Source organism: Curtobacterium sp. HSID17257, assembly GCF_003989515.1.
Lineage (GTDB): Bacteria > Actinomycetota > Actinomycetes > Actinomycetales > Microbacteriaceae > Curtobacterium.
This window is the reverse complement of sequence record NZ_RBLU01000001.1, coordinates 15,806-37,460: the sequence shown is the minus strand read 5'-3', so window position 1 is coordinate 37,460 and position 21,655 is coordinate 15,806. Positions and strand designations below refer to the sequence as shown.

The window sequence follows — 21,655 nt, the reverse complement described above, 5'->3', positions numbered from 1 at the left end:
ACCTGCCGCGTCGCTCGCCCAGGTGAGACGACATGCCGCGTCGGAACACCCACCGACGGCACGTCGTGCGACCGCAACGAACCGAACGCCCACCGCGCCGGCACCGCTCGCCCGAAGCCAAGCGAAACGAAGCGGCCGCCGCAGCGGCGGAACCTGATGGAAGGCCACCGTTCGGCAACGTCACTGTTCCGTCGGAGGCGACCATCGCGGAGCGGCGCGGCGAAGCCGCTGACGAGCACAACGACCGAGACCGGCGAAGCGAGGAACGAGCGGAGCAGTGTCCGCCCTGAGGGAGTGGAGCCTGGGAGAATCGAACTCCCGACATCCTGCTTGCAAAGCAGGCGCTCTACCAACTGAGCTAAGGCCCCGTGAGGACCAGCGTACCGGCCCCCGGAGGGAAGTGGTGGGGCTACAAGGACTTGAACCTTGGACCTCTTCGTTATCAGCGAAGCGCTCTAACCGCCTGAGCTATAGCCCCTCAGACCAGATGAAAGCCTACCGTACCGATCTCGCAGAACGAAATCGAGGGCAGGCCACCGTCCGGCCCGGGTGTGTCAGTTGTTCGTGAAGCCCACGAGCAGGCCGCCCGTGATCCGCACACTGAGGTTGTAGAGGACACTCACGATCGCGCCGAGCACGGTGCCGACGACGACGTTGAGGATGCCCACCACGACGGAGAACCCGAGGACCTGCCCGAGGGAGAACTGGTCCATGATCGAGTAGCTGTTCTGCCCGGTGACGTCCTTGAGCAGGGCGTCGATCTGGGTGAAGACACCGGTCTGGTTCAGGATGACCCACACCAGCGCCGTGGCCACGACGATCACGATCGACCCGGCGAGGGCGATGAGGAAGCTCAGCTTCACCATCGACCAGAAGTCGAGGTACACCAGACGCAGGCGGACCTGCCGGGTACCGGTGGGACGTTTCGCCTTCTTCTGGAGCTTCTCGGCGACACTACTCATTGTTCGACTGGTCCTCTCCGGCCTCGTCCTCGACAGGCTCGGTGTCGGCGGGGTCGGCGGGTTCGGGCGCCGCTTCGTCAGGGCTCACCGTCTCCACCGGGCCCGCAGGCTCGATCTCAGGCTCGGCGTCGTCCTGGTCGTCCAGGTTCCGCTCGCTGTTCCGGGCCACCGCGATGATCCGGTCGTTCTCCGCGAACCTCGCGAAGACCACACCCATCGTGTCGCGACCCTTGGCGGGCACCTCGGACACGGCAGACCTTACCACCTTGCCCGACTGCAGCACGACGAGCACCTCGTCGTCCTCGCCCACGATGAGCGCGCCCACCAGGTCGCCTCGGTCGGTGGCCAGCTTGGCCACCTTGATGCCGAGACCACCACGGCCCTGCACCCGGTACTGGTCGACCGAGGTCCGCTTGGCGTAGCCGCCCTCGGTCATCACCCAGACGTACCCGTCGTCCGACACGACCCGCGCGGCGAGCAGCGAGTCGTCGCCGCGGAAGGACATGCCCTTCACGCCGGAGGTCGACCGACCCATCGGACGCAGGGTGTCGTTCGTCGCGGTGAAGCGGAGCGACATGCCGTGCTTCGACACGAGGAGCAGGTCGTCGGTCTCGTCGACGAGCAGCGCCTGGACGAGCTTGTCGCCCTCGCGCAGGTTGATCGCGATGATGCCGCCGGTGCGGTTCGTGTCGTACTCGGTGAGCGCGGTCTTCTTCACGAGACCCTGCTCGGTCGCGAGCACGAGGTACTGCGCGGCCTCGTAGTCGCGGATGTCGAGCACCTGCTGGATCTGCTCGTCCGGCTGCATCGCGAGCAGGTTGGCTACGTGCTGGCCCTTGGCGTCGCGACTCGCCTCCTGCAGCTCGTACGCCTTGGCGCGGTACACGCGGCCCTGGTCCGTGAGGAACAGCAGCCAGTGGTGGGTCGTGGTGACGAAGAAGTGCTCGACGATGTCGTCCGCCCGGAGCTGCGCACCCTTGACGCCGCGACCACCACGGTGCTGCGACCGGTAGTTGTCGCTCCGCGTGCGCTTGACGTACCCGCCGCGGGTGATGGTGACGACCATCTCCTCTTCGGGGATGAGGTCCTCGATCGACATGTCGCCGTCGTACCCGAGCATGATCTCGCTGCGACGGTCGTCCCCGAAGCGGTCGACGATCTCGGCGAGCTCGTCACCGATGATCGTGCGCTGCCGGGTCTCCGACGCCAGGATGTCCTGGAAGTCGGCGATCTTCCGCTCGAGTTCCTCGGCCTCGTCGTGGATCTTCTGGCGCTCGAGGGCGGCCAGGCGCCGGAGCTGCAGCTCGAGGATCGCGCGTGCCTGGATCTCGTCGACGGACAGCAGGTCCATCAGACCGGTCCGCGCCTCCTCGACGTCGGGCGAGCGACGGATGAGCGCGATGACCTCGTCGAGGGCGTCGAGCGCGGCGAGGTAGCCGCGCAGGATGTGCGCGCGCTTCTCGGCCTCGCGCAGCCGGTACTGCGTGCGGCGGACGATGACGTCGATCTGGTGGTCGACCCACGCGGAGATGAAGCCGTCGAGCGACAGCGTGCGCGGCACCCCGTCGACGATCGCGAGCATGTTCGCGCCGAAGTTCTCCTGCAGCTGCGTGTGCTTGTACAGGTTGTTCAGCACGACCTTCGCCACCGCGTCGCGCTTGAGCACGATGACCAGGCGCTGCCCGGTGCGGCCGGAGGTCTCGTCGCGGATGTCGGCGATGCCGGCGAGCTTGCCGTCCTTGACGCCCTCGGCGATCTTGATCGCCAGGTTGTCCGGGTTCACCTGGTACGGCAGCTCGGTGACGACCAGGCACGTGCGGCCCTGGATCTCCTCGACGTTCACGACGGCGCGCATCGTGATCGAGCCGCGACCGGTCCGGTAGGCGTCCTGGATGCCCTTGGTGCCGAGGATCTGGGCGCCGGTCGGGAAGTCCGGTCCCTTGATCCGCTGCATGAGCGCGCCGAGCAGTTCCTCGCGCGTCGCGTCCGGGTGCGCGAGCGCCCACTGGGCGCCCTCGGCGACCTCGCGCAGGTTGTGCGGCGGGATGTTCGTCGCCATGCCGACCGCGATGCCGACCGACCCGTTGACGAGCAGGTTCGGGAAGCGCGCCGGCAGGATCGACGGCTCCTGCGTGCGGCCGTCGTAGTTGTCCTGGAAGTCGACGGTGTCCTCGTCGATGTCCCGGACCATCTCCATGGCGAGCGGCGCCATCTTGGTCTCGGTGTACCGCGGGGCCGCGGCGCCGTCGTTGCCGGGCGACCCGAAGTTGCCCTGACCGAGCGCGAGCGGGTAGCGGAGCGACCACGGCTGCACGAGGCGGACGAGCGCGTCGTAGATCGCGCTGTCACCGTGCGGGTGGAACTGGCCCATGACGTCGCCGACGACGCGCGAGCACTTCGAGAACGCCCGGTCCGGTCGGTAGCCACCGTCGAACATCGCGTAGATCACGCGGCGGTGCACTGGCTTCAGGCCGTCACGGACCTCCGGCAGCGCACGTCCGACGATGACGGACATCGCGTAGTCGAGGTACGACCGCTGCATCTCGAGCTGCAGGTCGACCTGCGAGATGCGGTCGCCGGAGACCACGATGTCGCCTACCTCGCCGTGCACGATCTCGGGCTGCTCGTCGGCGCCGTTCTCGTTGTCGTCAGCCATGTGGCTTGGTCACCTTTCTGGTGGCCCTCCGGTCGTCGGCCGGGAGGCACTGGTTCCGTCGGTCGCGCCGGGCGCGACCACAGGGGGTCGGGACTGGTCGACGCGGCTGGCACCGCGCCTCCAGACCGGTACTAGATGTCGAGGAAGCGGACGTCCTTGGCGTTCTGCTGGATGAACTGGCGACGCGACTCGACGTCCTCGCCCATCAGCGTCGCGAAGACGCTGTCGACCGCGGCGGCGTCCTCCAGCGTGACCTGCAGGAGCGTGCGGGTGTCCGGGTTCATCGTGGTGTCCCAGAGCTCCTTGTAGTCCATCTCGCCGAGACCCTTGTAGCGCTGGATCCCGTTGTCCTTCGGGATGCGCTTGCCGGCGGCGATGCCCGCCTGCATGAGGGCGTCGCGCTCCCGGTCGCTGAACACGTACTCGTGCGCGGCGTTCGACCACTTCAGGCGGTACAGCGGCGGCTGCGCGAGGTACACGTAGCCGCGCTCGATGAGCGGACGCATGTAGCGGAAGAGCAGCGTGAGCAGCAGCGTCGTGATGTGCTGGCCGTCCACGTCGGCATCGGCCATCAGCACGATCTTGTGGTACCGGGCCTTGTCCGGGTCGAAGTCCTCGCCGATGCCGGCACCGAACGCCGTGATCATCGACTGGATCTCCTGGTTGGCCAGGGCGCGGTCGAGGCGGGCCTTCTCGACGTTCAGGATCTTGCCGCGCAGCGGCAGGATCGCCTGTGTCATCGGGTTGCGGCCCTGCACGGCGGAACCGCCGGCGGAGTCACCCTCGACCATGAAGATCTCCGACAGCGTCGGGTCCTTCGACTGGCAGTCCTTGAGCTTGCCGGGCATGCCGCCCGACTCGAGCAGGCCCTTGCGACGGGTGGTCTCGCGCGCCTTGCGGGCCGCGAGCCGCGCCTGCGACGCCTGGATCGCCTTCCGCACGACGTCGCGCGCCTGCGTCGGGTTGCTCTCGAACCAGTGGCTGAGCTCGCTGCCGACGACCCGCTGCACGAAGCCCTTGGCCTCGGTGTTGCCGAGCTTCGTCTTGGTCTGGCCCTCGAACTGCGGCTCGCCGAGCTTCACGGAGATGACGGCCGTCAGCCCTTCACGGATGTCGTCACCCGTCAGGTTGTCGTCCTTCTCCTTGAGGATCTTCGTGTCCTTGGCGTACTTGTTCACCAGGGAGGTCAGCGCGGCGCGGAAGCCCTCTTCGTGGGTGCCGCCCTCGTGCGTGTTGATCGTGTTCGCGAAGGTGTGGACGCTCTCCTGGTACGAGGTGTTCCACTGCATGGCGATCTCGAGCGCGATCTTGCGCTCGGTGTCCTCGGCCTCGATCGCGATGACGTCGGGGTGGACCAGGTCCGCCTTCTTCTGCGCGTTGAGGTACTCGACGTAGTCGGGCAGCCCGCGCTCGTAGCGGAAGGAGTCCTTCCGCGACTCCTCGCCCTCGTCCGGGGTGCGCTCGTCGGTCAGGCTGATGCGGAGACCCTTGTTGAGGAAGGCCATCTGCTGGAAGCGCGTGCGGAGCGTCTCGTAGTCGAACTCGACGGTCTCGAAGATGTCGGCGTTCGGCCAGAACGTGATCGTGGTGCCGGTCTCGTCCGTCTCCTCGTCCTTCGAGACGGGGGCGACCGGGACGCCGTCGGTGTAGCTCTGGCGCCAGACGTGCCCCTGGCGGCGAACCTCGACGTCGAGCTCGGAGCTCAGGGCGTTCACGACGGAGGAACCGACGCCGTGCAGACCACCGGACACCGCGTACCCGCCGCCGCCGAACTTGCCACCGGCGTGCAGGACGGTGAGGACGACCTGGAGCGTCGAGACGCCCTCGGCCGCGTGGGTGTCGACCGGGATGCCGCGGCCGTTGTCGACCACGCGGACGCCACCGTCCTCGCGGATGGCCACGTCGATCGTGTCGCAGTAGCCGGCCAGCGCTTCGTCGACGGAGTTGTCGACGATCTCCTGCACCAGGTGGTGGAGACCACGGGGACCGGTCGAACCGATGTACATGCCCGGGCGCTTTCGGACCGCCTCGAGCCCCTCCAGCACCTGAATCTGGTCTGCGCCGTACGATGGTTCCGTCGGTGGAGCCTGCTCGGTCTCGTCCTGCGGGATCGTCCGGTCGTCGTCAGATTCTGATGCCATGTCGGGATTGCTCCTGCCTGCGCGCGGAACGCCCGCACACTGCACTCGCCAGTCTACCGCAGGAGCCCCTCTCCACGGGGCTCATCCGCCCGCTGGACGGGTGTTCTTCATCCCCGAGGACGATTTCGTCGCGTCAACCGTAGGTGTCGCGGGGACCACGCCCCTGGACGGTCCTGGGACCGCGTTTCCAGGTGGGGGCGTCCGGCCCGGAAACCCGGATCGACTGCACGCCCGCGCCCGGGTGCCGCTCCGCGATCGTCGTGGTGACGGTCGCACGCATCAGGCGGAGCTGGGTCGCCCAGGCCGTCGAGTCGCAGCGGATGACGAGCGTGCCGTCGTCGATGGTCATCGGGCGGGAGTGCTTGGCGAGCTCGTCGCCCACCACCGCGGGCCAGTCGACGAAGAGCTCCGAGCGGGCGAGCGGCTCCGACCAGCCGAGCTCCTGGGCCAGCGCACCGACGACGTCCCCGAGTCCACGGGGTTCACGCCCCTTGCCGTACGGGACGGTGTCGGCGTCGAGTTCGCGGGACCGGCGTCGGCGGGCGTCGACGGTGCGGAGGGACGGGTCACCGAACACGGCCCGCAAGTGGCGGTAGACCCGCGCGGGCTCGGAGGGCTTCCAGGGCTTCGGCATCAGGTGTGCGCCTCGTCCGTCACGATCGTGCCCGCCTCGATCCGGACGGTGTGGGCGGCGAGCTGGTCGGGCACGTCCCCGAACACCGCGGCGGTGATGAGCACCTGCTCGTAGTCGGCGACCGCCCCCGCGAGCCGTTCTCGCCGTGACTCGTCGAGCTCGGCGAACACGTCGTCGAGGATGATGATCGGGTCGCCCAGGGTCGACTCTGCGCGGAGCACCGCGGCGCCGGCGAGCTTGATCGCGAGTGCGAACGACCAGGACTCGCCGTGGCTGGCGTAGCCGCGGGCAGGTAACCCGTTCAGCTGGAAGAGCACGTCGTCGCGATGAGGTCCGACGAGGGTCAGTCCGCGGTCGAGTTCGTCCTTCCGCCGCCGCTCGAGCGCGCCCCGGAAGGCATCGGCCGCGGCGGCCACGGACACCGGCTCGTCCGGCGTCCCGAGCACCGGGTCGGTGGCCGCTGCGTCCTCGGGGTCCCCGCCCCGCACGCTGAGCACACCCGAGATCGTCGCCTCGTGCCGTTCGCCGGCGACCGTGGCGTAGGCCTCGGTGACGAACGGCGCGAGCCGTCGTGTCAGGTGGTCACGGGCCGCGATGATCTCGGCACCGAACGCGACGAGCCGGTCGTCCCAGACGTCGAGCGTCGCGAGCGACCCGGACCGGGCACCGGTCGACCGCGCCGTCTTCAGGAGCGTGTTGCGCTGCCGGAGCGTCCGGTCGTAGTCGGCGAGGACCCCCTGCATCCGCGGGGCGATCTGGCCGAGGAGCTCGTCGAGCATCCGCCGCCGGCCGGAGGGCTCCCCGCGGACGAGCGCCAGGTCCTCGGGGGCGAAGAGGACGCTCGTGCAGTAGCGCGGCAGTTCGCGGGGCTTGATCGCGGCGCGGTTGACCTGCGCTCGGTTCGACCCGGTGCGGTTGATCTGCACCTCGGCCAGGATGCTGCGGTCCTCGTGGGCCAGTCGAGCGCGCACGATCGCTGCGTCGCAGCCCTGGCGGACGAGGGCCGCATCGGTCGGGACCCGGTGGGAGCCGAGGGTGGACAGGTAGCCGATGGCCTCGACCAGGTTGGTCTTGCCCTGTCCGTTCCGTCCGACGAACAGGTTCGGCCCGCGTGCGAGGTCGACGTCCGCCTCCCGGTAGTTCCGGAAGTCGGTGAGTTGCAAGTGGTCGACGTGCACGCGGGCCGAGACGAGCTCAGGTGGTTACCTGAACTACGCCTTCTTGACGGCGTGGCCGCCGAACTGGTTGCGGAGCGCCGCGACGGCCTTCATCGTCGGGGACGCGCTGCCCTGACGCGAGACGAAGCGCGCGAAGATCGACGCGGAGATGGTCGGCATCGGCACGGCGTGCTCGATGGCCTCCTCCACGGTCCAGCGGCCCTCGCCGGAGTCCTCGACGTAGCCCTCGATCGCGTCGAGCTTCGGGTCCTCGTTCAGTGCGAGCACCATCAGGTCGAGCAGCCAGGAGCGCACGACCGTGCCGCGCTGCCACCCGGCGAAGACCGCGGGGACGTCCTTGATGATGTCCTTGGCCTCGAGGAGCTCGTAGCCCTCGCCGTACGCCTGCATGATCGCGTACTCGATGCCGTTGTGGACCATCTTGGCGTAGTGACCGGCGCCGACGGGGCCGGCGTGCGAGAAGCCCTCCTCGCGGGGGCCCTCGGGGCGGAGCGCGTCGAAGACCGGCATCGCGAACTCGACGTCCTCGGGAGCGCCGCCGACCATCAGGCCGTAGCCGTTGTCCTTGCCCCAGACACCACCGGACACACCGGCGTCCATGTAGCGGATGCCCTTCGCGCCGAGCTGCTCGGCGTGGATCGTGTCGTCCAGCCACTTCGAGTTGCCGCCGTCGATGACGAGGTCACCCTCGGACAGGACGCCGGCGAGGTCGGTGATCACGTCGTCGGTGATCTTGCCGTGCGGGACCATGACCCACACGAGCTTCTTGCCCTCGGGCAGTGCGGCGGCGAGGGCGCCGAGGTCGGCGACGTCGGAGACGGCGGGGTTCGCGTCGTACCCGGTGACCTCGATGCCTGCGTTGCGGAGACGGGCACGCATGTTGTTGCCCATGCGACCGAGGCCGACAAGACCGATGTGCATGATTTCCTCTTCTGTTCGTCGTCGCGCTGGTGGCCAGTGGCGCGTCAGCGCAGTGGTACGGCTGTTGCGCTATCGCAGCAGGAGATTGGGCTGCAGCAGGTACCGGTATCCGTCCGTCGCCGGGGCCTCTTGCGAGGTCTGGCCGGTGATGAGCACCGGGCCCGGCTTGTTGGGGTTCTCCGTCTTGGTGAAGGAGATGCGGACGAACTCGGAGTGCACCGCGTTCAACCCGTCCAGGAGGAAGGCGGGCTTCAGCGAGACCACCGTTTCCTCCCCGGTCAGCAACGCACTGATCGACTCTGACGCCTGCGCTTGTTCGGATCCGATCGCCTCGAGCGTGAGCCCGTCGACCGAGAAGGAGAACCGGAGCGCCGCTTCGCGCTCCAGGACGAGGGACACCCGTCGGACGGCCTCGACGAGCTCGGCGGTGTTGATCACCGCGTGGTCGTTCACCGTCTCGGGGAAGAGCCGGCGGACCGGGGGGTAGTTGCCCTTGATGAGCAGCGAGGTCACGGTCTTGTCGTCGGCGTGGAACGCGATGAGCTCACGGTCCGACGATCCGCTGATCGAGACCGACACCGTGGACGCCGACCCGAACGTGCGGCCGACCTCCTGCAGGGTGCGGGCGGGGACGAGCGCGTGCAGCGGGTCGGAGCCGACGCGTCCGGAGTCCCACGCGATCGTGCGGACCGCGACGCGGTAGCGGTCGGTGGCGATGAGCGACAGGTCGTTGTCGCCGACCTCGAGCTGGACACCCGTGATGACCGGCGTGACGTCGTCGCGACTGGCGGCGACGGCGACCTGGGACACGGCCTCGGAGAAGGCGTCACCGGGGACGACCCCGGTCTGCTCGCCGATCTCCGGCAGCGTCGGGTACTCCTCGACCGGCATGGACAGCAGCGTGAAGTGTGCCGATCCGCAGGTGACCGAGATCTTCGTGTCCTCGGTGGTGAAGGTCACCGGGGCGTTCGGCAGTCGGCTCGAGATGTCGTTCAGCAGTCGGCCGGAGACGAGCACGGTGCCCGGTTCGTCGATCTGCGCCGTGATCGACGTCTGGGCCGAGACCTCGTAGTCGAAGGACGACAGCGTGAGCCGATCGCCCTCGGCGTGGATGAGGACTCCGGACAGGATCGGGAGGGTCGTGCGCTGTGGGAGGAGCTTCACCGCGAAGGAGACGGCTTCGGAGAAGACGTCCCGGTTGACCTCGAACTTCACAGCTGGGACCCCTGTCGATCGGTTGGACTGTCCGGCCGCCCCATTGTGGCACAGCGGAGCAGGGCCCGGATTTCTTGTCATCCCGCCGTCCACAAGGTTGGCCCGCGGAACTTCATCGTTAACCAGGATCAATGGTGTTAACGCCTGTGCACAGTGTGGATAACTCTGTGCATCCCGCTTCTCCACAGGGAACTACACACGTGTGAGTTGTGAGTCGCGTGTTGGCAGCGTCTGGATGAACAAATCTCATCTATCCGCTTCCATCCCCAGTCTCCACAGGTGAGGTCAGAACTGTGAACAACCGGACCGCGTGTCCTCCACAGTTATCCACAGGCTTTCCACACTGGGGGAAACTCGGCCCATGGAACCGTCTCAGATGGTGGATACGCGCCGAGGCGGGCCGATCCGCGGGTGGTGGTGCGGGCCTCCCGGCTGACGACGGAACGACGGACGGGAGGCACGGTGCCGTGTCGCACCGTGCCTCCCGTCCGTCAGCCGGTCGCGTCCGCGTCAGCTGCTCGCGCCCGCGTCAGCGGTAGCGGCGGTCCTGCTTGATGCGGCTCGTCAGCTCGGTGACCTGGTTGTAGATCGACCGACGCTCCTTCATCAGCTCGGTGATCTTCTTGTTCGCGTACATGACGGTGGTGTGGTCCCGGTTGCCGAACAGCTGCCCGATCTTCGGCAGCGACAGGCTCGTCATCTCACGGCACAGGTACATCGCGATCTGTCGGGCGGTGGCGATCGCCTGGGACCGGGACGATCCGTAGAGGTCGTCGACCGAGAGCTTGAAGTACTCCGCGGTGTGGTTGATGATGTCCGTCGGCGCGATCACGTTGTCGTCGTCGAGGGTGATCAGGTCCTTCAGGACGGTCTGCACCAGGGCCATGTCGACGGCCGTCCGGTTCAGGCTCGCGAACGCCGTCACGCGGATGAGCGTGCCCTCGAGCTCCCGGATGTTGCTCGACACCTTCGACGCCATGAACTCCAGGATGTCGTCGGGCACCTGCAGGTGGTCGGACTGCGCCTTCTTGCGCAGGATCGCGATGCGCGTCTCGAGGTCCGGTGCCTGCACGTCGGTGATCAGACCCCACTCGAACCGCGAGCGCATCCGGTCCTCGAAGCCGGTCAGGTGCTTCGGCGCGACGTCCGACGTGATGACGACCTGCTTGTTGTGGTCGTGCAGCGTGTTGAACGTGTGGAAGAAGGCCTCCTGCGTGGAGTCCTTCCCCTGCAGGAACTGGATGTCGTCGATCAGCAGGATGTCGATGTCGCGGTAGCGCTGCTGGAACTGGTTCGAGCGGTTGTTCGCGATCGAGTTGATGAAGTCGTTCGTGAACTCCTCGCTCGACACGTACCGCACGCGGATGCCCGGGTACAGGCTCTCGGCGTAGTGGCCGATCGCGTGCAGCAGGTGCGTCTTGCCGAGGCCGGAGTCGCCGTAGATGAAGAGCGGGTTGTAGGCCTTGGCCGGTGCCTCGGCGACCGCGACCGCGGCGGCGTGGGCGAAGCGGTTCGACGAGCCGATGACGAAGTTGTCGAAGTTGTACTTCGGGTTGAGGCGTGACTCGGGGCGTCCGCCGGTGCCCGGGGAGTCGATCTGGCTCGGGACGAACGGCGCCTCGATGTACTGCCGCGGCGCCGCGCTCTGCTCCACCGGCGCCTGCACGGGCTCGGCGTACTCGGGGACGTGGCTCGCGACGACGGGGTCGACGCGCGGCTCGGACGCCATGTCCGGGTTCACCGTGATGGCGAAGTTCGCGACCGAGTCGTCACCGACCCGCGAGACGGCCTCGGTGATGGGGACCCGGATCCGCTGCTCGAGCATGCCGCGCGTCAGGTCGTTCGGGACCTCGAGGTAGAGCGTGCCGGCGAGCACGCCCTTCGGCTCGACCAGGTTGAGGAAGCCGTGCAGCTGCGGGGTGATGCGGTCGTCCTCGGAGAGGAGGCCCAGGACGGAGGACCAGAGGTCCTCGACGGGGTCGGCCGGCATCGTCATTCGCGCTGGTCTCCTGGTCTGGTGTCGGTGTGCTGGTGTCGGACGTCGGCGGTGGTCCGCCGCTCCCGTGTCGTCCCCGTCGCGTCGAGCCCGTCCGGTCGTCGCGGGAGGCGGCGTGGCTCGGGCCCGCTCGGTCGGAGGTGCTCCACGAGCGTGTCCGGCGCGGCCGATCCACGGGGCCGGACCGCTGTCGCTCCGTGGCGGTGATCCACAGGGTTGTCCACAGTCCTGTCCACGGCGACCCGGCTGCGGACGTCGAGGTGACTCCCCCGTCGCTCCGCGGAACGGGCCGATCGATCACCCCACTGTAAAGGGTCCGGCCGAGTCGTACCGAACGCACGTTTTCCCCAATGTGGATGATGATCGTGCGTGTGCCCCGTGCCCGCCCGGGTCGCGGCGCCGTTTGACCTCACCGCCGCCGTCACGTACCGTTAACCAGTTGACTGCGGCCATTCGGTCGCGCCCGTCGTGTCGTTCGGTTCCGTCGAGCGGCTGTCCAGACATACGTGTCGGCTCGCGCTGAGCCCGTCCTCGAGCGCAGCCGTGTGGAGATCATCATGAGCAAGCGCACCTTCCAGCCGAACAACCGCCGTCGCGCCAAGAAGCACGGCTTCCGCGCCCGCATGCGCACCCGTGCCGGCCGCGCCATCCTCGCCGCGCGCCGCAGCAAGGGCCGCACCGAGCTCAGCGCCTGATCGGGCTCCGCCCCCCGGGGCAGCGCCTGATCCGGTCCCGAATCGGAACCCGGTAGCGATCGTGTTGGCCCGCGCCAACCGCATCGTCCGTGGTGACGACTACCGGTCCGTCGTGCGTCGTGGTCGCAGGAGCGCCACGGCGCACGTCGTCGTATCCGTGGTCCGTCGACCCGTCGGGGCCGAACCCGGTCCGGACGGTCCGACGCGGTTCGGGTTCATCGTCGCGAAGACGGTCGGCAACGCCGTCACCCGCAACACGGTCCGACGACGGTTCAAGGCGATCGCCCACGAACTGCTGACCGAGGTGCCGACCGGCCACGACGTGGTCATCAGGGCCTTGCCAGCCGCGGCGCAGGCCGGATGGCCTACCCTTCTCGAAGACGTCTCGCGCTCCTTCGCGCGCGGGGTGGAGAAGGCAGCATGAACCGCATCCAGTGGACCCGGCTGGCGTTGAACCGACTGGCCTGGGTCGTCGCGTTGCTCCCGCGCAACGTGTGCGTCGTCGTGCTGCGCGCCTACCGCGCGGTCATCTCTCCCCTGTACGGGAACGTCTGCCGCTACCACCCGTCGTGCTCACGGTACGCGCTCGAGGCCATCCAGCAGTACGGCGTCGTGCGCGGGTCGGCGATGGGGGCCTGGCGGATCGCGCGGTGCAACCCGTGGGCCGCAGGCGGGATCGACGACGTGCGCGAGCGTGATCGTCCCTACCGCCTGACCCGGTTCGGGTTCGTGCTCCCCCCGTCCCAGCTGCACCCCCAGCCGTCCGGCGATGCCCGTCGTCCGGTCCTGCTCCCCCAGCGCACTCGAAAGGCGTGACCGTCCTCATGGGTTTCATCGGAACGATCCTCTGGCCACTGAAGTGGGTGGTCTCGGCGATCCTCGTGGCCTTCCACTGGATCTTCGAGTCCATCGGCATGGACCCGTCGGCCGGCATCACCTGGGTGCTGTCGATCATCTTCCTGACCTTCGTGGTCCGGGCCGCGCTCATCCCGATCTTCGTCCGGCAGATCAAGTCGCAGCGACGCATGCTCGAGGTGGCGCCGCAGCTGAAGAAGATCCAGGACAAGTACAAGGGCAAGAAGGACCAGTTCTCGCGTGAGGCCATGAGCCGCGAGACCATGGCGCTGTACAAGGAGACCGGGACGAACCCGCTGAGCTCCTGCCTGCCGCTGCTCATCCAGATGCCGATCTTCTTCTCGCTGTACTCGGTGCTGCACGAGGCGCAGATCAACAAGACGGGCATCGGCCTGCTCACGAACACCCTGGCGCAGGACTTCGGCAACGCCGCCCTGTTCGGCGCTCCCCTGCACGAGACCTTCACCAACGCCTCCGGGTGGGAGGTCCGGGTCATCGCGGGCTTCATGATCGTCGTGATGACCGCGTCGCAGTTCGTCACCCAGCTGCAGCTCGTGGCGAAGAACATGTCGCCGGAGACCAAGGCGTCGCCGATGTACCGCCAGCAGAAGATGATGCTGTACATCCTCCCGCTGGTCTTCGTGATCTCCGGTCTGAGCTTCCCCCTCGGCGTCATGTTCTACTGGCTCGCCTCGAACATCTGGACGATGGCGCAGCAGTACTTCGTGATCCGCAGCATGCCGACCCCGGGTTCCGAGGCAGCGCTCGCCCGCGAGGCCCGTCTCGCCAAGAAGGCCCAGCGCCGTGGCACCCCGGTGCTCGCTGAGGCCGGTGCCGGTTCGGCCGCGGTCGAGGTCGAGCCCGTCCGGGTGACGACGCAGCGTCAGCAGCCCGTCGGCAAGAACCGCTCCAAGAAGAACGGGAAGAAGTAAGTGACCGAGCAGGACACCGCCCCCACCGTCGACGCCCCCGTGGAGTCGGACGACACCCGCGACGAAGCGGACATCGCAGCGGACTACATCGAGGAACTCCTCGACATCTGCGACCTCGACGGTGACATCGAGATCGAGGAGCGTGCGGGTCGGGTCTACCTCTCCGTGACGGACGAGAACGGCGCGCTGCGCGTGCTCTCGAAGCCGGACACCGTGTCGGCCCTGCAGGAGCTCACCCGGATCGCCGTGCAGGCGGAGACGGGCGAGTTCAGCCGGCTCATCCTGGACATCGGCGGCTCGCGCGATGCCCGGGCCACCGAGCTCCAGCGCCTCGTCGACACGGCTGTCGAGCGCATCGAGGCGGGTTCGTCGACCGCGGCACTGCCCCCGATGTCGTCGTACGAGCGCAAGCTCGTGCACGACCTGGTCGCCGAGAAGGGCTTCCACTCGGAGTCCGAGGGCGAGGGACGAGACCGCCACACGGTCGTCACGCGATGACGGACGAGGCCACGCCGGTCCTGGAGCAGGAGCCGGCGGCGGCTGCGCTGCTGTTCGGCGACCGCATCGAGCTCGCACGGTCCTTCACCGCGGAGCTGGCTCGTCGCGGTGAGGAGCTGGGCCTGATCGGTCCGCTCGAACTCCCTCGGCTCTGGAATCGACACATCCTCAACTCTGCCCTGCTGGCTCCCCTCCTGGAGGCCGACGGTCGCGTCGCCGACGTCGGTTCCGGTGCTGGGCTGCCCGGCTTGGTGCTGGCCATCGCCCGCCCGGACGTCTCCTTCACGCTCATCGAGCCGATGGAACGCCGCTGTGACTGGCTGAACGCCGAGTCCGAGCGACTGGGCCTCGAGAACGTCAGCGTCCTGCGTGGGCGGGCCGAGGACGTCGCGGATGCGGTCGTGGTCGACCAGGTCACTGCACGCGCGGTGAGCGCGCTGTCGAAGCTGATCCCCCTCACGGTGCCGCTCGTCCGCTCGGGTGGACAGCTCATCCTGATGAAGGGTGCGCGGGTCGACGAGGAGATCGAGAAGGCTCGGAAGGTCATCCTGCGCAAGCGACTGACCGACGTCGAGGTGCTCGAGCTCGGGGACGGTGTGGTCGAGGAGACCACGCGAGTCTTCCGGGCTACAGTTGACTGACGCCGCGGCTGGGTCCGGCTCCGCCGGACATCGAACGCCCGACGTTCCACGTGGAACACTGACCCGGGGAAGAGGTCTTCGTTGAGTTCATCGACCGACTACGACGCGTCGACGCCCCTGGCTCGTGAGATCGCGGATCTGAACCGGCGCCGCCGGGCGATCGCCACGCAGCAGTTCCCGCTCCCCGCAAAGACACGCGTCTTCACGGTGTCGAACCAGAAGGGTGGCGTCGGGAAGACGACCACCACGGTGAACCTCGCCGCAGCACTGGCCCACGGCGGTGCTCGGGTTCTGGTCATCGACCTCGATCCGCAGGGCAACGCGTCGACGGCGCTCGGCGTGGAACACCAGGCCGAGGTGACGAGCGTCTACGACGTGATCGTCGACGAAGCGCCGATCGCAGACGCGGTGCAACGCTCCCCCGAGTCCGAGACACTCTGGTGTGTGCCGGCGACCATCCACCTCGCGGGTGCGGAGATCGAGCTCGTGTCCTTGGTCGCTCGCGAGCAACGGCTCCGGACGGCACTCGACCAGTACCTGTCGTCGCTCGACGAGCCCTACCACTACGTCTTCATCGACTGCCCGCCCTCGCTCGGACTCCTGACGATCAACGCCTTCGTCGCCGCGCAGGAGGTCCTGATCCCGATCCAGACCGAGTACTACGCGCTCGAGGGTCTCAGCCAGCTGCTGCGGAACATCGAGCTGATCGAGCGGCACCTCAACCCGAACCTCCGCGTCTCGACGATCCTGCTCACCATGTTCGACGGGCGCACGAACCTGTCGAACCAGGTCGCGGCGGACGTCCGCGAGCACTTCGGTGACCAGGTGCTCAAGGCGGTGATCCCCCGATCGGTGCGGGTCAGCGAAGCACCGAGCTACGGACAGAGCGTCGTGTCGTACGACGTCAACTCGTCCGGGTCGCTCTCCTACCTGGAGGCGGCAGCCGAGATCGCAGCACGAGGAGCGCAGGACTGATGGCACCCAAGCGAACCGGACTCGGACGAGGCATCGGCGCCCTGATCCCCACGGCCTCGGACCAGCAGGACCGCCCGGTCGACGTCTTCTTCCCGACCGGGGGTTCGCCGGCGTCCGCACCGTCGGCAGGCACGACCGCTGAAGACCTCGTCGCAGTCCCCGGTGCGCGTCTGGCGAACCTGAACCCGCTCGACGTCGTGCCGAACGCGCAGCAGCCGCGTAAGGAGTTCCGCGAGGAGGAACTCCAGGAGCTCGTCCACTCGATCCGCGAGATCGGCGTGCTGCAGCCGATCGTCGTGCGTCCGATCGCCGGCGCCACGGGGACCGAGCCGCAGTACGAGCTCATCATGGGTGAGCGCCGCCTGCGTGCGACGAAGGAGCTCGGGCTCGCGACCATTCCCGCCATCGTCAAGGACACCCCTGACGACGCGATGTTGCGGGACGCGTTGCTCGAGAACCTGCACCGCGCCCAGTTGAACCCGCTCGAGGAGGCATCGGCGTACCAGCAGCTCCTCGCGGACTTCGGGATCACGCAGGAGCAGCTCGCGCAGCGCATCGGTCGTTCCCGGCCGCAGATCACCAACACGATCCGCCTGCTCCGGCTTCCCTCCCCCGTCCAGCGCCGTGTGGCGGCAGGTGTGCTCTCCGCTGGTCACGCGCGCGCCATCCTTGCGGCACCCGATGCTGAGGCGATGGAGTACCTCGCCGAGAAGATCGTCAACGAGGACCTGTCCGTTCGCGCCGCCGAAGCCATCGCTCAGCAGCTTGCGGCGAAGACCCCGGTGAAGCCGAAGACGGAGCCCTCGAAGCGTCAGGCGCACTTCAACGACCTCGCCGAGCGCATCGGTGACCGCTTGAACACGCGTGTGAAGATCGCCGTCGGTGCTCGGAAGAGCTCGGTGACGATCGACTTCGCCAACGGCGACGACCTGAACCGGATCCTCGCCGAGCTGGGGATCAGCGACGTCGCTGACTGAGGCCGGGATCTCTGGCTGAACGGTGCTGCCGCACGGACCGAGCGCTCAGGGCTGACCCCTAGCGCGTCGGGCGGGCCCACCGCTGCCCCTGTGTGCCCCACTGAGCGGCCAAGGGCGCCCGGGCGACATCCGGACCCGTCTCGGGACTCTGCGGCGCGCAGAGCGCCTCAGGACGTCCTGAGGCGCGCCAGCTGAGTCGCCCGTGGTGGATGGGCATGGTGCAAGCGATTGTTCCACGTGGAACGTCGGTAGCGATGGCCGCCGCCGCCGTTCGAGCGGAGGTCGCCGGGGTGGTCGTCTGGATCGATGTCCGGCAGAGCGGGGTCTCTACGCATCCATCACGATCGCCCTCCGAGCGGGACGCCTGCGTCACAGCCTCACCGAGTCGCCACGATGCCCCCGCGCTGGTTCTGGCAGCGTCACTCCCCCGAGGATCATGGCGCGCACCCGGCGCGAGTGGTCGTCTTGCGCGTACGTGGCGAGCGATGGCGCCGTGAATCGACCCGATCGACGTGCAGCGGGTGTCGAGTGCCGACACTGCGGGCGCCGGAGTCGCCCGCCCGAGATCGAATCGGGCGAGTACGAGCGCATGGACCGCGACCTGGAGAGCCCAGGAAGTCCAAAGTCTGGAGCCACCGGCACCAGACCCCGGCGACGAGGCCTCCAGCCGTGCGGTCCTGTGCTCTGCGCTCTACCCTGCCGGCCGTCGCCAGACGCTGCACCGGATCGAGACGAGCGAGGCGTTTGGTCGGCGCGGGGGCGCCGCTGGTCAGTGACTGGGGCGTGAGACCACGTGCGGGGGATCCGCGGCCGTCGCGGGTGTTCCACGTGAAACGTCCCGTGCCCCACGGAGCTTCCAGAGGCCGACCGCAGCGAAGATCGGCTTGATGAGGGTCATCTCGCCGAAGCGGTATTCATCTGCAGCAACGAGCCGCTGGGCCAACGCGGCGTCCTGACGACGGAGGTACTCGCGAGCCTTTGCAGCATGCAGCCCGTTCGAGCAGATGGCGATCGCGCTCGGATCGGGAAGGAGTTCCCGGGCGTTGGTGATGTTCTCCCACGTCGAAGTGCTCGTTCGATCGAGCAGGATCGGACCGCGCCAGCCGTCAGCGCGGATGGCTTCCGCCAGGAGGTCTGCCTCAGGGTGGACCCCGCGAACTGCCCCGCCACAGCAGATGATGGTGACGGCTGCTCCGGCCGCTGCGAGCCGCAGTGCGGTCCGGAACGCGATTCGTGCGCGCCACCTGTTCACCACATTCGGCCCAGTCCCGCGATTGCCGAAGCCCAAGACGATGACGCTGCACCTGCCGGATAGCCGCGCGGCACCGTTTCCTGCAAGGGCGGCCCGGGCTACCCCGAGCTCACCACGGGCATGATGAGCGGCACGGGCGTGCACTGCTTCACCGAACGCGAGCGCGACGAGCGTCACGGCTCCGGCGGCTGCAACGCAGAAGGGCAGCGTTCCACGTGGAACACTGCCCTTCTGCATCACGATCAGGCGTGGTGGTCGCGAATGGCCTGCTCGGCGAGTTCTGCGTACGTCCAACCGAGGTCGAACCCCGAAGCGCTGAGAGCCTGCGGCACCAGGGAGGTCTCCGTGAGGCCCGGGAGCACGTTGGCCTCGAGGAACCACGGGGTGCCGGCGCTGTCCACGATGAGGTCGACACGGGAGACGTGTCGCAGGCCGAGGGCGGTGTGCGCCGCGACCGCAGCATCGGCTGCAGCTCGCCCGAAGTCATCCGAGAGGCGTGCCGGGGTGAAGAAGGTCGTCTCCCCCGCGTTGTAGCGGGCCTCGAAACCGTAGGTACCGCTCTTCGGGACGATCTCGACCGCCGACAGGGCGACCGGACCGTCTCCTGTGTCGATGATCCCGACGGCGACCTCGGTCCCACGGATGAGCTGTTCGACGACGACGTCGTCGCAGTAGGTGTACGCCGTCACCATCGCGCGGGGTAGGTCGTGCGGGTCCTCGACCAACGTGACGCCCTGCGCGCTGCCACCACGGGCGGGCTTCACTGCGAGGGGCACGGGGTGTTCCGCCGCGATGGCGTCGAGGACACCGACCGCCCCGAGCTCCCGGAAGACGTCGTGCGACAGCGTGACCGAGCGCGGGGTTCGCACGCCTGCACGCGCGACCAGCGCGGACGAGGTGGGCTTGTCCCACGCGAGCCGAGCCGACGTCGAACGCGAGCCGACGAACGGGATGTCGAGTGCCTCCAGGATGCCCCGCAGGGCCCCGTCCTCACCCGAGGCGCCGTGCAGCGCCGGCCACACGACGTCGGGGCGCGACGCACGCAGAGCGGGCAGCAGCCCGGCGTCGGCGTCGCGGAGGTCGACCTGCCAGCCGTACCCCGTCAGTGAATCGGCGACGCGTCGACCCGAGCGGAGAGAGACGTCGCGCTCGTGCGAGATCCCTCCCGCGACGACGACGACGTGACGACGGGTGAGCTCGGCCATGCGAGGGTCCTCCGAGGGGAACTGGCGGTGAAAGGGCTGGTCAGGAGACGTTGGGCGGCGGCGCGACGACCGTGGACCGCGACTCGCTGACCGCACTGGGGCGGGTTGCGTGACCGAAGGTCTCGATCAGTTCCAGCTCGTCGTTGATGACGGTCGCCAGACGCTTCACGCCCACGCGGATCTGGTCCGGCGTCGGGTAACAGAACGACAGGCGGATGTTGCCGCCCCCGCGACCGTCGGCGTAGAAGGCGGTACCCGGCGTGTACGCGACGAGCTCCTTCACGGCCCGCGGCAGCATGCCCTTCGAGTCGAGCGACTCCGGCAGTGTGAGCCAGACGAAGAACCCGCCGTTCGGCTTCGTCCACGTCAGGTCGGGCAGGAACTCCCCCAGAGCAGCCATCATCGCGTCCCTGCGCTCCGCGTAGAGCCCCCGGAAGATGTCGACCTGCCCCTTCCAGTCTGCGGCGTCCAGGTAGGCGTTCACGACGTACTGACCGAACGAGTTCGGTGCCAGGACGGCCGACTCGTTGGCGAGCACGAGCTTCTCGCGGATGGCGTGCGGTGCGAGGGCCCATCCGACGCGGAAGCCGGGGGCCAGGGTCTTGGAGAAGGAGCCGAGGTAGACGACGCCCTCGTCGTCGATCGAGCGGATCGCCTGCGGTGCGGGCTCGTCGAACCAGAGCAGCCCGTACGGGTTGTCCTCGAGCACGAGGATGCCGTTCGAACGGCAGATGTCGAGGACCTCGATGCGGCGCTCACGGCTCATCGTGACACCCGCCGGGTTGTGGAAGTTCGGGATCGTGTAGAGGAACTTGATCCGCTTGCCCTGCGTCCGCAGGTTCGCGATCGCCTCGCGCAGCGCCTCGGGGACGAGCCCGTGCTCGTCGGTCGTCACGTGGACGGTCTCCGCCTGGTACGAGCGGAAGACGCCGATGGCGCCGACGTACGAGGGCGACTCGGCGAGGACGACGTCACCCGGGTCGATGAACAACCGCGTGACGAGGTCGAGCGCGTGCTGCGAGCCGGTGGTGACGACGACGTCCTCGGCACTGGCGCGGATGCCCTCGAGGCTCATCACGTCGACGATGTGCTCGCGGAGGGACCGGAGGCCCTGTCCGCCGCCGTACTGCAGGGCCATGGCGGCGTCCTCGGTCATCACGCGGTCGATCGACCCGGTGACGAGTTCGCGCGGCAGCGCGGAGACGTACGGCATGCCGCCGGCGAGCGAGACCACCTCGGGTCGCGATGCGACGGCGAACAGGGCTCGGACCTCGGAAGCGCTCAGCCCGGCGGTCCGCTGGGCGTAGGAGTCGTACCAGGGGTCGAGGCTGTTGCCGTTCGTCATCGTGTGCTCCGTTCAGTGGGACATTCCCGCCACACTACGACATCGCTCCCCGCATCCGCGGTGGGAGACGAGGACCGATCCTGAAGCTGTGGCCCGCTCACGCCCAGCTGGCACTCCCCCGTCGCTCCCCCGGAACGACGACGGCCCCGCTCTCCGGGGAGAGCAGGGCCGTCGTGTGCTTCGCGGTGCCTACGCCAGGAACTCGGCGAGGTCGGCCTCGAGTGCGGGCTTCGGCTTCGCGCCGATGACGGTCTTCACGACCTCGCCGCCCTTGAACACCTTCATCGCCGGGATGGACGTGATCTGGTAGTTCATGGCCGACTGCGGGTTGTCGTCGACGTTGAGCTTGACGATCTCGATCTTGTCGGCGTGCTCCGCGGCGATCTGGTCGAGGATCGGGGAGACGGCGCGGCACGGGCCGCACCACTCGGCCCAGAAGTCGACGAGGATGGTCTTGTCGGACTTGAGGACCTCGTCCGAGAAGGTGGCGTCGGTGACGGCCTTTGCGTTGGACATGTGTGCTCCTTCGAGAAGTTCAGTTGGTGCAACGGCTGGGCCGCCGCGGTATTCCGGTCCG

Annotated in this window: 20 protein-coding genes and 2 tRNA genes; 8 read left to right on the top strand and 14 right to left on the bottom strand. The window is 68.2% G+C overall.

From position 1 onward, the window contains the following. Window positions 1-295 precede the first annotated feature (295 nt). The 10 genes from D8M35_RS00190 to dnaA all read right to left on the bottom strand — a co-directional run bounded on the left by D8M35_RS00190 (window position 296) and on the right by dnaA (window position 11,697). Window positions 296-368 (bottom strand) — tRNA-Ala (locus D8M35_RS00190). Between the two features lie 33 nt (window positions 369-401). Then, a tRNA-Ile gene (locus tag D8M35_RS00185) sits at window positions 402-478 on the bottom strand. 76 nt (window positions 479-554) lie between these two features. Beyond that, window positions 555-962 (bottom strand): DUF3566 domain-containing protein, encoded by a 408-nt coding sequence (locus D8M35_RS00180; protein WP_126889979.1) that lies wholly within the window; start codon window positions 960-962, stop codon window positions 555-557. Then, a complete protein-coding gene (gene gyrA / locus D8M35_RS00175; RefSeq protein WP_126889978.1) occupies window positions 955-3,618 on the bottom strand; it encodes a DNA gyrase subunit A in 2,664 nt (887 codons plus the stop codon). Before gyrA ends, D8M35_RS00180 begins: the two co-directional genes overlap by 8 nt. 131 nt (window positions 3,619-3,749) lie before the next feature. Continuing rightward, the gene (gene gyrB / locus D8M35_RS00170; RefSeq protein ID WP_126889977.1) at window positions 3,750-5,759 is read right to left on the bottom strand and encodes a DNA topoisomerase (ATP-hydrolyzing) subunit B; all 2,010 of its coding nucleotides are present in this window, start codon (window positions 5,757-5,759) and stop codon (window positions 3,750-3,752) included. A 133-nt stretch (window positions 5,760-5,892) separates the two neighbouring features. Next, the gene (locus D8M35_RS00165) at window positions 5,893-6,393 is read right to left on the bottom strand and encodes a DUF721 domain-containing protein (protein ID WP_058748787.1); all 501 of its coding nucleotides are present in this window, start codon (window positions 6,391-6,393) and stop codon (window positions 5,893-5,895) included. Next, entirely contained in the window at window positions 6,393-7,571 is a 1,179-nt protein-coding gene (gene recF, locus D8M35_RS00160; protein WP_126889976.1) for a DNA replication/repair protein RecF, read from the bottom strand. The genes D8M35_RS00165 and recF overlap by 1 nt, the downstream gene beginning before the upstream one ends. Before the next feature lie 33 nt (window positions 7,572-7,604). After that, window positions 7,605-8,492, bottom strand: coding sequence for a phosphogluconate dehydrogenase (NAD(+)-dependent, decarboxylating) (gene gnd / locus D8M35_RS00155; RefSeq protein ID WP_126889975.1), 888 nt, complete (start codon window positions 8,490-8,492; stop codon window positions 7,605-7,607). Window positions 8,493-8,561: 69 nt separating this feature from the next. Then, window positions 8,562-9,707 (bottom strand): DNA polymerase III subunit beta, encoded by a 1,146-nt coding sequence (gene dnaN, locus D8M35_RS00150; protein ID WP_126889974.1) that lies wholly within the window; start codon window positions 9,705-9,707, stop codon window positions 8,562-8,564. Window positions 9,708-10,236: 529 nt separating this feature from the next. Next, window positions 10,237-11,697, bottom strand: coding sequence for a chromosomal replication initiator protein DnaA (gene dnaA / locus D8M35_RS00145; protein ID WP_224443176.1), 1,461 nt, complete (start codon window positions 11,695-11,697; stop codon window positions 10,237-10,239). Window positions 11,698-12,260: 563 nt separating this feature from the next. Between dnaA and rpmH the strand changes: the two genes are divergently transcribed. The 8 genes from rpmH (at window position 12,261) to D8M35_RS00105 (ending at window position 17,276) form a co-directional block, all read left to right on the top strand. Next, window positions 12,261-12,398, top strand: a complete 138-nt coding sequence (gene rpmH, locus D8M35_RS00140) for a 50S ribosomal protein L34 (protein WP_019181680.1) — start codon at window positions 12,261-12,263, stop codon at window positions 12,396-12,398. Window positions 12,399-12,459: 61 nt separating this feature from the next. Beyond that, complete coding sequence (rnpA, locus tag D8M35_RS00135; RefSeq protein ID WP_126889973.1) at window positions 12,460-12,822, top strand: ribonuclease P protein component; 363 nt, start codon at window positions 12,460-12,462, stop codon at window positions 12,820-12,822. Then, a complete protein-coding gene (gene yidD / locus D8M35_RS00130) occupies window positions 12,819-13,214 on the top strand; it encodes a membrane protein insertion efficiency factor YidD (protein WP_126889972.1) in 396 nt (131 codons plus the stop codon). Before rnpA ends, yidD begins: the two co-directional genes overlap by 4 nt. Before the next feature lie 8 nt (window positions 13,215-13,222). Next, the gene (gene yidC, locus D8M35_RS00125) at window positions 13,223-14,185 is read left to right on the top strand and encodes a membrane protein insertase YidC (RefSeq protein WP_126889971.1); all 963 of its coding nucleotides are present in this window, start codon (window positions 13,223-13,225) and stop codon (window positions 14,183-14,185) included. Next, window positions 14,186-14,683 (top strand): R3H domain-containing nucleic acid-binding protein, encoded by a 498-nt coding sequence (locus D8M35_RS00120; RefSeq protein ID WP_126889970.1) that lies wholly within the window; start codon window positions 14,186-14,188, stop codon window positions 14,681-14,683. It begins immediately after the preceding gene. Continuing rightward, window positions 14,680-15,324, top strand: coding sequence for a 16S rRNA (guanine(527)-N(7))-methyltransferase RsmG (gene rsmG / locus D8M35_RS00115; RefSeq protein ID WP_126889969.1), 645 nt, complete (start codon window positions 14,680-14,682; stop codon window positions 15,322-15,324). The genes D8M35_RS00120 and rsmG overlap by 4 nt, the downstream gene beginning before the upstream one ends. 81 nt (window positions 15,325-15,405) lie before the next feature. Then, a complete protein-coding gene (locus D8M35_RS00110) occupies window positions 15,406-16,299 on the top strand; it encodes a ParA family protein (RefSeq protein ID WP_126889968.1) in 894 nt (297 codons plus the stop codon). Next, window positions 16,299-17,276, top strand: coding sequence for a ParB/RepB/Spo0J family partition protein (locus D8M35_RS00105; RefSeq protein WP_126889967.1), 978 nt, complete (start codon window positions 16,299-16,301; stop codon window positions 17,274-17,276). The genes D8M35_RS00110 and D8M35_RS00105 overlap by 1 nt, the downstream gene beginning before the upstream one ends. A 769-nt stretch (window positions 17,277-18,045) precedes the next feature. On the opposite strand, the gene D8M35_RS00100 is transcribed toward D8M35_RS00105, so the two are convergent. The 4 genes from D8M35_RS00100 to trxA form a co-directional block, all read right to left on the bottom strand. Then, entirely contained in the window at window positions 18,046-18,765 is a 720-nt protein-coding gene (locus D8M35_RS00100; RefSeq protein WP_238638029.1) for an ElyC/SanA/YdcF family protein, read from the bottom strand. A 5-nt stretch (window positions 18,766-18,770) separates the two neighbouring features. Next, window positions 18,771-19,733 (bottom strand): D-alanine--D-alanine ligase, encoded by a 963-nt coding sequence (locus tag D8M35_RS00095; RefSeq protein WP_126889965.1) that lies wholly within the window; start codon window positions 19,731-19,733, stop codon window positions 18,771-18,773. A 40-nt stretch (window positions 19,734-19,773) separates the two neighbouring features. Beyond that, window positions 19,774-21,078: a PLP-dependent aminotransferase family protein gene (locus D8M35_RS00090; RefSeq protein WP_126889964.1), complete on the bottom strand. Its 1,305-nt coding sequence runs from the start codon at window positions 21,076-21,078 to the stop codon at window positions 19,774-19,776. Between the two features lie 189 nt (window positions 21,079-21,267). Beyond that, a complete protein-coding gene (gene trxA / locus D8M35_RS00085) occupies window positions 21,268-21,594 on the bottom strand; it encodes a thioredoxin (RefSeq protein ID WP_022832611.1) in 327 nt (108 codons plus the stop codon). Window positions 21,595-21,655: the final 61 nt, after the last annotated feature.

Bases quoted from the DNA above. Each gene is read 5' to 3' on its own strand.
- D8M35_RS00180 (WP_126889979.1), bottom strand. From the start codon at position 962: ATGAGTAGTGTCGCCGAGAAGCTCCAGAAGAAGGCGAAACGTCCCACC.
- gyrA (WP_126889978.1), bottom strand. From the start codon at position 3,618: ATGGCTGACGACAACGAGAACGGCGCCGACGAGCAGCCCGAGATCGTG.
- gyrB (WP_126889977.1), bottom strand. From the start codon at position 5,759: ATGGCATCAGAATCTGACGACGACCGGACGATCCCGCAGGACGAGACC.
- D8M35_RS00165 (WP_058748787.1), bottom strand. From the start codon at position 6,393: ATGCCGAAGCCCTGGAAGCCCTCCGAGCCCGCGCGGGTCTACCGCCAC.
- gnd (WP_126889975.1), bottom strand. From the start codon at position 8,492: ATGCACATCGGTCTTGTCGGCCTCGGTCGCATGGGCAACAACATGCGT.
- dnaA (WP_224443176.1), bottom strand. From the start codon at position 11,697: ATGCCGGCCGACCCCGTCGAGGACCTCTGGTCCTCCGTCCTGGGCCTC.
- rpmH (WP_019181680.1), top strand. From the start codon at position 12,261: ATGAGCAAGCGCACCTTCCAGCCGAACAACCGCCGTCGCGCCAAGAAG.
- yidD (WP_126889972.1), top strand. From the start codon at position 12,819: ATGAACCGCATCCAGTGGACCCGGCTGGCGTTGAACCGACTGGCCTGG.
- yidC (WP_126889971.1), top strand. From the start codon at position 13,223: ATGGGTTTCATCGGAACGATCCTCTGGCCACTGAAGTGGGTGGTCTCG.
- rsmG (WP_126889969.1), top strand. From the start codon at position 14,680: ATGACGGACGAGGCCACGCCGGTCCTGGAGCAGGAGCCGGCGGCGGCT.
- D8M35_RS00105 (WP_126889967.1), top strand. From the start codon at position 16,299: ATGGCACCCAAGCGAACCGGACTCGGACGAGGCATCGGCGCCCTGATC.
- D8M35_RS00100 (WP_238638029.1), bottom strand. From the start codon at position 18,765: ATGCAGAAGGGCAGTGTTCCACGTGGAACGCTGCCCTTCTGCGTTGCA.
- D8M35_RS00095 (WP_126889965.1), bottom strand. From the start codon at position 19,733: ATGGCCGAGCTCACCCGTCGTCACGTCGTCGTCGTCGCGGGAGGGATC.
- D8M35_RS00090 (WP_126889964.1), bottom strand. From the start codon at position 21,078: ATGACGAACGGCAACAGCCTCGACCCCTGGTACGACTCCTACGCCCAG.
- trxA (WP_022832611.1), bottom strand. From the start codon at position 21,594: ATGTCCAACGCAAAGGCCGTCACCGACGCCACCTTCTCGGACGAGGTC.